At 32.1% G+C, this 13,248-nt stretch carries 12 protein-coding genes; 2 read left to right on the top strand and 10 right to left on the bottom strand.

The window, feature by feature from the left end; translation table 11 throughout:
• Positions 1 to 9 precede the first annotated feature (9 nt).
• The 6 genes from E0I61_RS12335 to E0I61_RS12310 form a co-directional block, all read right to left on the bottom strand.
• On the bottom strand, positions 10 to 492 hold the full coding sequence (locus tag E0I61_RS12335; RefSeq protein ID WP_131915911.1) for an ABC transporter ATPase: 483 nt from the start codon (positions 490 to 492) through the stop codon (positions 10 to 12).
• Between the two features lie 80 nt (positions 493 to 572).
• Positions 573 to 1,364: a (Fe-S)-binding protein gene (locus E0I61_RS12330; RefSeq protein ID WP_091206088.1), complete on the bottom strand. Its 792-nt coding sequence runs from the start codon at positions 1,362 to 1,364 to the stop codon at positions 573 to 575.
• 103 nt (positions 1,365 to 1,467) lie between these two features.
• Positions 1,468 to 2,799, bottom strand: coding sequence for a (Fe-S)-binding protein (locus E0I61_RS12325; RefSeq protein ID WP_132071757.1), 1,332 nt, complete (start codon positions 2,797 to 2,799; stop codon positions 1,468 to 1,470).
• A 5-nt stretch (positions 2,800 to 2,804) separates the two neighbouring features.
• Entirely contained in the window at positions 2,805 to 3,770 is a 966-nt protein-coding gene (locus E0I61_RS12320) for an MlaD family protein (protein WP_132071755.1), read from the bottom strand.
• Positions 3,771 to 3,820: 50 nt separating this feature from the next.
• A complete protein-coding gene (locus E0I61_RS12315) occupies positions 3,821 to 4,975 on the bottom strand; it encodes an N-acetylmuramoyl-L-alanine amidase family protein (RefSeq protein ID WP_132071753.1) in 1,155 nt (384 codons plus the stop codon).
• Positions 4,976 to 5,024: 49 nt separating this feature from the next.
• Positions 5,025 to 6,194, bottom strand: a complete 1,170-nt coding sequence (locus E0I61_RS12310; RefSeq protein ID WP_131995112.1) for an N-acetylmuramoyl-L-alanine amidase family protein — start codon at positions 6,192 to 6,194, stop codon at positions 5,025 to 5,027.
• An 83-nt stretch (positions 6,195 to 6,277) separates the two neighbouring features.
• Here E0I61_RS12310 and E0I61_RS12305 point away from each other — a divergent pair, with 83 nt between their 5' ends.
• Together E0I61_RS12305 and E0I61_RS12300 are read left to right on the top strand one after the other, a co-directional pair.
• Positions 6,278 to 9,028 (top strand): putative LPS assembly protein LptD, encoded by a 2,751-nt coding sequence (locus tag E0I61_RS12305; RefSeq protein WP_132071785.1) that lies wholly within the window; start codon positions 6,278 to 6,280, stop codon positions 9,026 to 9,028.
• A 42-nt stretch (positions 9,029 to 9,070) separates the two neighbouring features.
• Entirely contained in the window at positions 9,071 to 9,451 is a 381-nt protein-coding gene (locus tag E0I61_RS12300) for a RidA family protein (RefSeq protein WP_131995115.1), read from the top strand.
• Here E0I61_RS12300 and E0I61_RS12295 read toward each other — a convergent pair.
• The 4 genes from E0I61_RS12295 to pfkA all read right to left on the bottom strand — a co-directional run bounded on the left by E0I61_RS12295 (position 9,432) and on the right by pfkA (position 12,865).
• Positions 9,432 to 9,806 carry a methylglyoxal synthase gene (locus E0I61_RS12295; protein WP_131995118.1) on the bottom strand — a complete coding sequence of 125 codons (375 nt, stop codon included), beginning with the start codon at positions 9,804 to 9,806 and terminating at the stop codon, positions 9,432 to 9,434. The genes E0I61_RS12300 and E0I61_RS12295 overlap by 20 nt on opposite strands.
• A 3-nt stretch (positions 9,807 to 9,809) precedes the next feature.
• The gene (locus E0I61_RS12290) at positions 9,810 to 10,661 is read right to left on the bottom strand and encodes an N-acetylglucosamine kinase (RefSeq protein ID WP_131995121.1); all 852 of its coding nucleotides are present in this window, start codon (positions 10,659 to 10,661) and stop codon (positions 9,810 to 9,812) included.
• A 139-nt stretch (positions 10,662 to 10,800) separates the two neighbouring features.
• On the bottom strand, positions 10,801 to 11,805 hold the full coding sequence (gene gap / locus E0I61_RS12285) for a type I glyceraldehyde-3-phosphate dehydrogenase (protein ID WP_131995124.1): 1,005 nt from the start codon (positions 11,803 to 11,805) through the stop codon (positions 10,801 to 10,803).
• A gap of 73 nt (positions 11,806 to 11,878) precedes the next feature.
• A complete protein-coding gene (gene pfkA, locus E0I61_RS12280) occupies positions 11,879 to 12,865 on the bottom strand; it encodes a 6-phosphofructokinase (protein WP_131995127.1) in 987 nt (328 codons plus the stop codon).
• Positions 12,866 to 13,248 lie beyond the last annotated feature (383 nt).

The raw sequence follows: 13,248 nt of genomic DNA, 5'->3' as shown, positions 1-13,248 counted from the left end.
CTGTTTTGTTTAAAAAAAGCGACTATGCCAACTATCGATGGCTGGAACTTCCCAAGATTCATTGTACTCTTCTATATTATTGACTAAATTATTAAAAACTATTGTGTTTTCAGTAACCGCTTTATCTTTTACCATTTTCTTGAAATCAATCAAAGGCTTATGGGCAATATGCTCTCCTAATTTGAAAGTCACATTCATTTTATCCAATAAATCAACCGTATACTTTTGTTCTAAACTTTGAATAAATTCTACAGAAGAATCAATAGAACAACCCGTAGCTGCTTGTACATCCTGATTTACGGCAATAATGATAAATCGGTTGTATTTTAATTGATACGATGATTCTAAACTGGTACCATGTGCAGCCCAACCTTCAAGAAAGGATTGCAAGGCAGTTTCTATTTCAGAAAATTCGGCATCCGAAAATTTTCTGTTTGATTGATAAATCCAGATTTTAGATTCTTCGGGTAAATTTTCAAATGGAACGTACATCTTAATTATGAGTTATGAGTTGTGAATTTTGAGTTACAAAATCAAAATTCGTAATTTTAAATTTTTAATTCGTAATTGATTTACAAATCTTGTGCATTGGCAATCAATTCCGCAATATCCATAACTTTTACTTCGCCTTCCTTTTCTTTGTTTTTAATACCATCAGTCATCATGGTGTTACAAAAAGGACAACCCGCAGCAATTATCTCTGGTTTAGTTTCTAATGCATCTTCGGTTCTTTCAACGTTGATTTCCTTATTTCCAGGCTCAGCATCTTTAAACATTTGGGCACCACCGGCACCACAACATAAACCGTTAGCTTTAGAACGCTTCATTTCTACTAACTCGGCATCCAATTTAAGAATTAAATCTCTTGGTGCTTCATACACATTATTGGCTCTTCCTAAATAGCAAGGGTCATGAAAAGTAATTCGTTTTCCTTTAAATTGTCCTCCTTCAATGGTCAATCTTCCATCATCTAATAATGATTTCAAAAATTCCGTATGGTGAACGACTTCATATTTCCCGCCTAATTCCGGATATTCATTTTTTAGTGTATTGAAACAATGCGGACAAGCAGTAACAATTTTTTTTGCTTCGTATGCATTCAAAACCTCAATATTCATCATGGCTTGCATTTGAAACAAAAACTCATTACCGGCTCTTTTTGCAGGATCTCCAGTACAACTTTCTTCAGTACCTAAAACAGCAAAAGAAACATTGGCTCGATTTAAAATTCGAACAAATGCCTTAGTTATTTTCTTTGCTCTATCATCAAAACTTCCTGCACAACCTACCCAAAATAAAACTTCTGGTTGTTTCCCTTGAGCTAACATTTCGGCCATAGTTGGCACTATTAAATTCTCTGACATACTATTTTGTTGATTCGGTTATTTGCTTATTTGGTTAATCACAAATTCTTAATTTGTAAATCGGTTATTCAGTAAATAAATAACCCGTTAAACGATTTAACGACTATTCGTTTTTCCAATTCAATCGATCTTGCTGATTGTATTGCCAAGGCGCACCGTTATTTTCTATATTAGTCATCATTGCATTAATTGGCATTGGTGCAGCACTTTGTTCCATTACTAAATAACGTCTCATATCCATGATAATTGAAAGCGGACTAATATTTACAGGACATTCCTCAACACAAGCATTACATGATGTACATGCCCAAAGTTCTTCCGGTGTAATATAATCGTTTAATAATGTTTTGTTGTCCGGAATAAAAATACCTTTATTGGCATCAATATTTTTTCCTACTTCTTCCATTCGATCTCTTGTATCCATCATGATTTTACGTGGAGACAACTTTTTACCTGTTATATTCGCAGGACAAGATGAAGTGCAACGACCACATTCCGTACACGTATAAGCATTCAATAACTGAACCCAATTTAAATCCTGAACGTCACTTGCTCCAAATTTACTTGGAACTGCATTTTCATCCACTGGTGCTGCCGCAAAGGGATCAGCATTAGGATCCATCATCAGTTTTACTTCCTTGGTAACGGATTCTAAATTATCAAATTGTCCTTGAGGATTTAAATTCGCAAAATACGTATTTGGAAATGCTAACAGAATGTGTAAATGTTTAGAAAAATAAAGATAGTTCATGAAAATCAAAATCCCTGTAATATGTAACCACCAGAATATTTCGGAAAGAAGCATCACTAATTCATTAGACATTCCATTAAATAATGGTTCAATAAATTGACTGATTGGAAACGAACCTGCTTTAATAAAATGAGAAAAACCTCCAGGTACATTCTGTAAATGCAAATCAGAAGCATTCATTAATAAAAACAATGTCATTAGAACTACCTCAAAATACAAGATATAATTAGCATCGTTTTTAGGTGCTCCGGTCAAATCAGGATTAGCAAATCGCTTTAGTTTGATGATATTTCTTCTTATCCAAAAAGAGATTACTGCAACTAAAACTAAAAGAGCCAAAATTTCGAAAGAAGCAATTAGCACATCATACGTAGTTCCTAAAAAAGCAAAAACACGATGTGTCCCAAAAAGTCCATCAATAATAATTTCTAATAATTCTATGTTTATAATTACAAAACCTACATAGACTATAATATGCAATGCTCCAGCAATAGGTCTTTTCACCATTTTGGATTGACCAAGAGCAATCATGGCCATATTAGTCCCTCGTGCTTTGGGATTATCGGAACGATTTACATCGGTTCCAAGGTTTATATTTCTAATTATTTTTTTAACGTTTGTATAAAAATAACCAAAACCAATTACCAAAAGAATGGCAAATAAAATATTGTCTAAATAGCTCATAATTGCTAATTTTTTACATTAGATATAGAATCGTTTACAGGAGCAACATAAGGCTTGTTTTTCTTTCCGAACAAAGAAACATTGACATATCTGGTTGGATAAAGTCTTACGTCTTGCAATAATAATTCTAATTCTTTTGTTGTACTTTTAATATTTTGGTAGAAAGCATCATCGTTCAATAATTTACCCATAGAACCTTTACCGGATTCCAAACCGCTCATAATACCATCGACTCTGCCTAAAGTTGCATTTAGGTTTTTTACCGTTTTTCCTAAATCGGCTTTATTCAATGAATCAGATATTTTAGAAAAATTCCCGGATATTTTATTAAAATTGGTAACAACACCATTTATTTGAGTTTTGTTATCATCTAATAAAGTATTAAGACTTAAAGAAACTTTGTGAAATTGTTCAATAGTCTTGCTCAATTCCGCTAAAGAAACTTTTAAATCCTGCTGCCCTTTTTGGTCCAAAACATTATTCAATCCTGAAATCAATTTATCAGTAGTTCCCAGTAGTTTTTCAAATTTTTCTTGAAGTGGTGCTAATTGATCTCCTACTTTATCTGTAAGTCCTAATTTTACTCCGCCTTCTAATTTTTGACCATCAACAGCTAATATTTTATCATTAAAATTAGGAATAATTGCAATTTGTTTTCCTCCAATAAATCCTGGCTCATAAATAGAAGCTGTACTCGATTTAGAAATTGGGAAATCCGTTTTTAATTGTAATTCAACTAATAATACACCCGTATTTTCATCTATTGTAATACTGCTAACTTTACCAATAACTAGTCCGTTTAGCGTAACGGGCGCAGATGTGGCTAAACCTTCTACACTTTTATATTCAACATAAAATGTTTTGTAATTGGTAAAAAGGTCTCTTCCTTTCAAAAAACTGTAGCCCCAGATAAATAATAAAATAGATGCAATTACTAAAATAGCAGTTTTAATTTCTCGTGTTATTTTCAAAATTTAAGTATTTTTTACAAATTTAATATAAAATATTTGACTTGTTGTAATTATTTAAGCGCTTCTTGAATACTAATATTCTTTCCATCTTTGATTGCAATTATATACGCCGAAGCATATCCTTTGGATTTTACCACTTTTAAATCCTGTTTTGCGGTATTATAGTCTGACGTTAAGCCATATGCGTACTTATATAAAGATCCATTACTTGTTGTTACCGAAACATTTTTTAATCCTTTAAAATTTGAAGAATTTAATTTAATGTTTTTATTTCCGGCTGCAAATTGAACTTTAAAAACCACATCGGAATTTTGTGTTTTCGGCTCTTGTTTCTCTATAATACGCTTTGATTTAGTACTCTTTGAAGTGTCTTTTCTTTCATTTTCGACTACTTTTTTGGATGGAAGCTCTTCATAATTCTCATTGGATTGTGTTCCAAAATATTCTTTTTTATAAGCAATGATAGCCGATGCAATAGCTTCTGCCATATTATTTTGTCCTTCCTCTGAATTTAAATAAAGTCCTTCCTCGCTATTGGATAAAAAACCCAATTCAATCAATACACTTGGCATATAAGCGGCATCCAAAACCCATAAAGGAGTCTGTTTTATACCTCTTGATTTTCGATGTAATTTATTTTTAAAATTATTTTCAATTTTTGAAGCCAGATTTATACTTCGATCTAAATAATCTTCTTGCAGAATTTTCAATCCAATCAAAGTTTCAGGATTCTTGGGATCAAATCCTTTATAGGTTTGCTTGTAATCTTTCTCCAGTAATATTACGGAATTTTCTTGCTTAGCAATTTCTAAATTCCCTTTACTTCTTGCCAGACCCATTACAAAAGTCTCTGTACCAAAGGGAACTGGATTTTTAACAGAATTGCAATGTATAGAAACAAATAAATTAGCATCGAGACTATTTGCTTTTTTTGGTCTATCCTTTAATTCTATAAAAACATCTGCTTTTCTGGTATGAACAACTTGAATGTCATTATCTTTTTTGAGGTATTTTTCTAGCTTTAAAGTCGTTTTAAGCGCAATTTCTTTTTCAACAAAACCATGATAGGAATTACCAGGATCTTTACCTCCGTGACCCGCATCTAAAATAACAGTAAACTTTTGATTGGATTGAGAAAAAGCATTGAAGCAGGAAAATAGAAATAGAACTAAAATTGTGGTTTTGAATGCTCTGGTTATTTTCAAAATATGAGTATTTTATTTACAAATTTAATATAAAAAGGATAAGCAGTTATTATTTAATTACATCTTGAATATTAATTTTCTCTCCGTTTTTAAATGCTATCAAAAATGCAGAATTATATCCTTTTTCTTTTGCCTCGCTTAATTGCTTTTTTGCTTCATCATAATCAGAAGTTTCTCCATACATATATTTGTAAACCCTATTTTCAAAGGCTACAGAAATATTTTTAAGTCCATTAAAATTTTTTGGTACTAATTCTAATTTTTTATTACTGGCTGAAAGTTGTACTTTGAATAAAGGTTTAGAATTATCAACTGTTTTTTTTACTTGTGTTAGTTCTACTGCAGGTTGAGAAATCATTTTTGGTTTCGCAGGAGCAACAGTATCTCTTATTGGTTTTTCATTAATTTTTTGCGAAGGCGACTCTTCAAAAATTTCAGTTTCACCATTGCCAAAATATTCTTTTTTATAACTGATAATTGCATCTGCGATAGCTCTGGCTATTTCATTTTGACCATCCTCTGAATTTAATTTATTTCCTTCAATTGTATTAGAAATAAAACCCATTTCTATCAATACTCTTGGCATGTATGCTTTATGAAGCACCATAAAAGGAGCTTGTTTAACCCCTCCTCCTCTTATTCTTTTTCCTAAATCTTCAAAAGAATCTTCTACCTTACTTGCCAGTGAAATACTATTGTCTAAATATTCCTCCTGCATCAAGGTCATTCCTATCATAGTTTCCGGGGAGTTTGGATCAAATCCTTCATATTTTTGCTTGTAATCCTTTTCCAAAGTAATTACAGAATTCTCTTTCTTTGCAGCTTCAAGATTAGAAGCAACTTTACTCAAACCCATTACATAGGTTTCAGTACCATCGGCAGCAGTATTTCTATTGGCATTACAATGAATCGAAACAAAAATAGTAGCGTTAAATCTATTGGCAATATTAGCTCTTTCAATTAAATCAATGAATACATCCGTTTTTCGGGTATAATTTACATCCATTTGTTTTGTAGATTCTAATAGCTTTCCCACTTTCAAAACTACTGCCAAAGCAATATTTTTTTCCACACGTCCTTCATAAACAGCTCCAAAATCATGTGCTCCGTGACCCGCATCTAAAGTCACCCTGAAAACATTGGATTGACTAAAGCTCGATAAAGAAATTATCGTCAACATAAAAGTTAATATTGTTTTTATTTTATATCTAATACGCATAAATCCAAAAGTTAATTTAATTAAAACACTACCGTCATAAAATTTTTTATTTGACTATTTTTGACAAAAAATTATATGTAAGTTTGACATGTCAAAAAACAGGCCATAATTATACAAAAATAGCATTTAAACCTTTGCATACAAACTTATTTAATATCGTTTTATTATCAATTTTCCTGTCATTAGGATCTGGTAAATTATATTCTCAAGATATAACAAAAAAAAAGACGTCCATATCCGCAAACAAACAAGCAGATAGTACCACTCTAGATACTAACAAAAAGAACACTCCTGTTTTAACGGTTACAAAAGAAACTGATTCCATAAAAAAAGACAGTGTAAAACCTAAAAAGGCGTTTCTTGACGGAAAGGTAAAATACAAAGCGGATCAATATGCTAAAATTGATCAAAAGAAAAAGCTAATCACATTATACGACAAAGCGGAATTGTATTACCAAGACATCGAATTGAAATCTGGGATAATCGTTATGGATTATGAAAAAAATGAAGTCTATGCGGGACGAATCAAAGATTCAACTGGTGCTTTCACTCAATATCCAAATTTCAAACAGGGCACAAATGTAGTAGAACCGGATTCTATTCGTTTTAATTTTAAAACAAAAAAAGCTCTTATCTGGAATTCAAGATCCGATCAAGGAGAATTTAAAATAAAAGCCGCTGTAACAAAAAAAGAAAATGATTCCGTTTATTTTTTAAAAGGGGCTCGTTTTACGACATCAAAAGATGTCGATAATCCCGAATATTATTTCCAAACTAATAAAGTAAAATTTATTCCAGGCAAAAAAGTAGTGACTGGATTAACCAATATGGTTATCGCAAATGTTCCTACTCCAATAGCTTTACCCTTTGCTTTCTTTCCAATGAGTAAAGAAACCAGTATTTCAGGATTAATTTTACCAAGCTATAACGACTCTAACAACAGAGGATTTTCTCTTCAAAATTTAGGGTACTATTTTGCTTTAAGCGACAATTATGATTTAACTGTTTTGGGGGATTATTACACCAATGGAAGTTATGGATTGCGTTTTGAATCCAGTTATGCCAAAAGATATAATTACAGAGGAAACTTGAATGTTAGATTCGAAAATTTAATCACCAGTGAAAGAGGATACCCAGATTATTTGAAACAAAATATTTATAACATCCAATGGTCCCATTCCAAAGACTCTAAATCAAATCCTAATTCAAGTTTTTCAGCATCTGTAAATCTTGGAAGCAGTAAATATTTTAAGCAATCCATCAATCAGGTTAATATTGGATCAAATCTTAACAATACATTGAGCTCTTCGATATCGTATTCAAAAACATTTACTACAGTTCCTCAAGTCAGAATGTCATTGACAGCCACACATTCACAAAACACTCAAACGGAAGAAATCAATATGACTTTACCAACACTACAATTAAGTGTCGACAGGATTTATCCTTTTGTAGGTAAGGATGGCGTGAAAAAAGGTTTTTTCAAAAACATAAATTTACAGTACAATTTAAACGGTAGAAACAGTATCGTTACAAATGATTCCTTATTCTTTAAACCACAAATGTTTAGAGATGCAAAAGTTGGTTTTCAACACAGTATTCCGTTAAGCACCAATTTTAAATTATTTAAATATTTCAGTGCTTCTACCTCTATGAATTACGAGGAAATATGGTATACCAAAACAATTGAAAGAAGCTTTGATGTTGATCAAAGTAAAGTTGTTGATAAAACCATAAATGGATTTGACGCTTTTAGAACTTACTCTTTTTCATCCAGCGTAGGAACAACTATTTATGGAACTTTTAATTTTGGCAATGATAAAAAAATCAAATCGATAAGACACGTCATGAGACCATCTGTTTCGTATGGCTACACTCCTAGTTTTGAAAAGTATTATGATACTTATGCTTCAGACGCAACAGGAACCATGACACAGCAATATTCAAGATTTGAAAGCGGAATTTTTGGCGCTCCGGGATTAAATAATTCCAATACTTTAGGCTTTGATTTGAGCAATACTTTTGAGGCAAAAGTGACAGACAAAGACAGTACTAAGGTGGAACCTAAAAAAATAATGCTTCTTAATAATTTGAACCTTTCCACTAGTTATAACCTTGATGCCGATGGGGTAACTTCACTTGCCTTTTCTCCAATAAGAGTTAGCGGTGGAACAACATTGTTTGATAACAAAATGAATGTCAATTTTGGAGCTACATTAGATCCCTATGCAATTGACAATTCAGGAAACCGAATTAATGTGTTTAATATTGATAATGGCGGAAGTCTTTTTAGAATGACCAGTTCAAATATGACCTTAAATTATTCTTTATCAAGTAAAGGAAAAGACAAAACTGATAAGGATAAAAACACTCAAAGTCAAAGAAACGGTGGTCGTGAAGACGATTTATTTGGAACAAATACGGACTTAGGCGACAACCGAAGAAGTCAATTTGAAGACGAGGAAGAAGACGAAGGAGAAGATAAGATCTCAGAATTCTTTAATTCAAAGTTGCCTTGGGACATGACATTTGCCTATTCCTTAACGTACGGAAACAACAATAGAGAAAATAAAATCATTGGAAATTCCATTATGATTTCAGCTAATGCTGACATAACTCCAAAATGGAAAGCTGGAGTATCTACCGGTTATGACTTTGTTCAAAATGGAGTTACTTTCACCCAACTTCGTTTTGAGAGGGATTTATTGAGTTGGAGAATGGATTTTAACTGGTCCCCATTTGGTACAAATGCAAATTGGGGTTTCTTTATTGGAATAAAATCTGGTGTTCTTAGCGATATCAAATGGGACAAACGAAGTACCATCAATAGATAATTGATTTTTAAACTTATTACCATATAAAAATACAACAGTTTTATGAAAAAGATAATTTTTACAGAAAATGCTCCAGCACCAATCGGGCCTTATAATCAAGCAGTTCTCAAAGGAAATACGCTATACACTTCTGGTCAAATTGCTTTAAATCCTGCAACAATGGAATTGGTTATAGACAACATTGAAGTCGAAACAGAGCAAGTAATGAACAACATGAAAGCCGTCCTTGAAGCTGCAGGAATGACATTTGAAAATGTTGTAAAGACAACCATATTCATCATGGACATGAATGATTTTGGAAAAATAAATACCGTATACGGTTCTTATTTCAACGAAAAAACCGCTCCAGCTCGTGAAACGGTTCAAGTGGCCGGTCTGCCAAAAAATGTAAATGTTGAAATTTCTATGATTGCTGTGCAATAGCATCTAATAATAATTGTGCCGTTGCTTCATTGGTTGCCAATGGCACATTATGAACATCACAAACGCGAATAAGCATATTTATGTCGGCTTCATGAGGATGACTCGATAATGGATCTTTAAAAAAGAAAACCATTTTAGTTTTCCCTTCAGCGACTCTGGCTGCAATTTGAGCATCACCTCCTAAAGGTCCCGAAAGCATTTTCTTTACTTTGAAACCTGAATTTTCAGCTTTACTTCCTGTAGTCCCGGTTGCAATCAGCTTTATTTTTTCCTCTTGTAAAATGACTTTATTTTTATTCAGAAATTGAACTAAATCTGCTTTTTTAACATCATGAGCAATAATAGCTATTTCCATAAGTTATTTATTAGCGATGTGATACGCAATAAGCCCATCAATTGGCCTTCTTAGTACATTGCCTAAACTCAGTTCATATTTATCGAAAGTCTCTTGCAATTCTTCTTTCAAATAAAATGCAATGGAACCAACAAAATGAACGGGTACTTCTTTGCAATTATCATATTGTTTAATATAATTTTTTACAAAAGATTTCATTCCTTTGAAAATTATTTTTTTACAAAACTCAGTATCTTTATGTTGAATTAAGAACTTTGCAAATGTTGCTAAATAAGCATTAGGATTCGCTTCTTTATATAATTTACTTTTAATAGCATCCGGATCTAAATCATATTCTTTCTCAAATTCTGTTGCCAATTCTTTTGGCATTTTATTGAAATAATACTTTCTGATTAATTCTTTTCCAAAAACATTACCGCTACAATCATCCATAACGATATATCCCAATGATTGCACTTTTTGATGCAATTCTTTTCCATCAAAATAGCTACAGTTAGATCCAGTTCCTAATATACTGACAATAGCTTTTTCACCTTTAGGTGTTGTAGCATAAACTGCAGCATACGTATCCTCTTCAACAACAATAATTGCGTTAGGAAAATAGTTTTGAAAAATTTGTGAAAGTGAAATTTTCATTCTATCAGTTCCACAACCTGCACCATAGAAAAATAAATGAGTGGCCTCTTTTTTATTTTGTAAAATATCAAAACGATCGTTCAAACGTTCAATAATTTCATCTCCATCTAGAATTTCTGGATTCAATCCTAATGTTTGTGTTGTGAACAATACTTTCCCGGCATCATCTATCGCAATCCAATCGGCTTTGGTAGAACCACTATCAACTAATAATCTCATTTTTTTTTGGTTTTTTTTTGGTTTTGTGTTTCGTTTTTCTAATTTAAAATGTTTACAGTAAAAATTTGCATTTAAAAAAAGTGAACAAAAAATAAAATCCCGCTATTATTACTATAACGGGATTTGTAAATATATAGAATTATTTTAGACCTGCAATATGTACTGATAAATCAATCAATTTACTAGAATATCCATATTCATTATCATACCAAGAGATGATTTTGAAAAAAGTTGAGTTCAAACCAATTCCAGCGTGAACATCTACAATAGAAGTTCTTGGATCAGAAATAAAATCCTGAGATACAACTAAATCTTCAGTATATCCTAAAATACCTTTCATTGTAGTTTCGGAAGCTTTTTTCAAAACTGCCATAATTTCTTCGTAAGAAGTTTCTTTGGCCACTTTTACAGTTAAATCAACAACAGAAACGTCAGCAGTAGGAACACGCATAGACATACCTGTTAATTTTCCGTTCAATGATGGAATAACTTTTCCAACCGCTTTTGCTGCACCTGTTGATGATGGAATAATATTTAGGTTTGCAGCACGTCCACCTCTCCAGTCTTTTCTAGAAGGACCATCAGTTGTCATTTGAGTTGAAGTTGTTGCGTGAACTGTAGTCATCAACGCTTCAACGATTTCAAAATTATCGTGAATAACTTTAGCCAAAGGAGCTAAACAGTTTGTTGTACAAGATGCATTAGAAACTACAATATCTGAAGCTTTTGCTGTTTCATGGTTTACTCCCATTACAAACATCGGTGCATCGGCAGAAGGTGCAGAAATAATTACTTTTTTAGCACCACCTTTGATGTGCTCGTTTGCAGTTTCGATAGTTGTAAAGAAACCGGTACATTCTGCAACTACATCAACATCAACTTCATTCCATTTTAAATCTGCTGGATTTCTTTCAGCAGTGATACGGATATTTTTTCCGTTTACAAAAAGTTTTCCTTCTTTTACTTCTACAGTTCCGTTGAAACGACCGTGAACTGAATCATATTTTAATAAGTAAGCTAAGTGATCTACATCTAATAAATCGTTGATTGCTACAACTTCTACATTATCTCTATTGTAAGATTCTCTGAAAACAATTCTTCCAATCCTTCCAAATCCGTTTATTCCTAATTTTACTTTCGACATTTTACTTTAATTTTTTGTTTATTTTTATTAACTCAACCTAAAGCCTAATTTCCTCACAATAAACTTTAACCCCTTATGTAGACATAATGTCTGAAACTCTCAATAATTCTCTATCAATCATTGTTTTCCCTTTAATTGCTTGTTCTAAAGGCGTTAACGCTACTTTATCATTTTGCAATCCAACCATATAATTTGACTTTCCTTCCAATAAAGATTCAACGGCTTTTACACCTAATCTACTGGCTAATACTCTATCAAAACAAGATGGGGAACCACCTCTTTGCATGTGGCCTAAAACCGAAACTCTAACATCGTATTCAGGTAAATTAGCTTCAACATAATCTTTTAATTCGAATACATTTTTACCAATTTTGTCTCCTTCAGCAATAACAACTATACTGGATGATTTACCCGAAGCTTTACTTTTTTGCAGTGACTCTAATAATCTATCTAATCCTAAATTTTCTTCAGGAATTAAAATTTCTTCCGCTCCAGCACCAATACCTGCATTCAAAGCAATATGCCCAGCATCTCTTCCCATTACTTCTACAAAGAATAATCGGTTGTGAGAACTTGCAGTATCTCTAATTTTATCAATTACATCTACTACAGTATTTAAAGCAGTATCATACCCTAAAGTATGACTCGTCCCAAAAATATCATTATCAATAGTTCCCGGGATTCCCATTACTGGAAAATTAAATTCAGTATTGAATAGTAAACCTCCAGTAAAAGTACCGTCACCTCCTATTACTACTAAAGCATCAATTCCTGCTTTAGTAAGATTTTCGTGTGCTTTTTTTCTTCCTTCTGAAGTTTTAAATTCTAAAGATCGAGCTGATTTAAGAATCGTCCCTCCTTTATTTACAATGTTGTTTACACTTCGAGGTCCCATTTCTTTGAAGTCTCCTTCAATCATTCCTTGGTATCCTCTATAAATTCCTATGCATTCTATATTATGATAAGCACATGTACGAACAACTGATCGAATAGCTGCATTCATTCCTGGCGAGTCACCTCCCGAAGTCAGAACGCCAACTTTTTTTATTGTTTTTGGCATTATTTAAGTATTAAAGTGTAAAATTAGCAAACATTCAGCACTTTTGAATGCTGTGTTTTTAATAAATTAGTAAAGCGTTTTAAATTCAAACGTTTTCGTTAATAAGTTTTTAAAAAACCAAAATAAAAAGGATTTTATTTAACAAAATTGAATAAAAATTGATTTTTATTTGATAATTAACAATTTACTTATTTTTTTGATTGCAAACCAACACAATGTAGTAACTATTTATTACTAAGATGTAAAAAGAGTATTTTTCCGCTCTCTACTTTAAAAAATTATTATTATTATATACTGCGCTTGGTAGATGAATTATTAATAGCTATTCTTATTGAACTGCATTCTTATTCAGAATTCATAGTATTAAATTTGAAAAGACCAAC

It is taken from the genome of Flavobacterium ranwuense (assembly GCF_004349315.1).
In the GTDB taxonomy this organism is placed as follows: Bacteria; Bacteroidota; Bacteroidia; order Flavobacteriales; family Flavobacteriaceae; genus Flavobacterium; species Flavobacterium ranwuense.
This window is presented reverse-complemented; position numbering and strand designations above follow the sequence as displayed.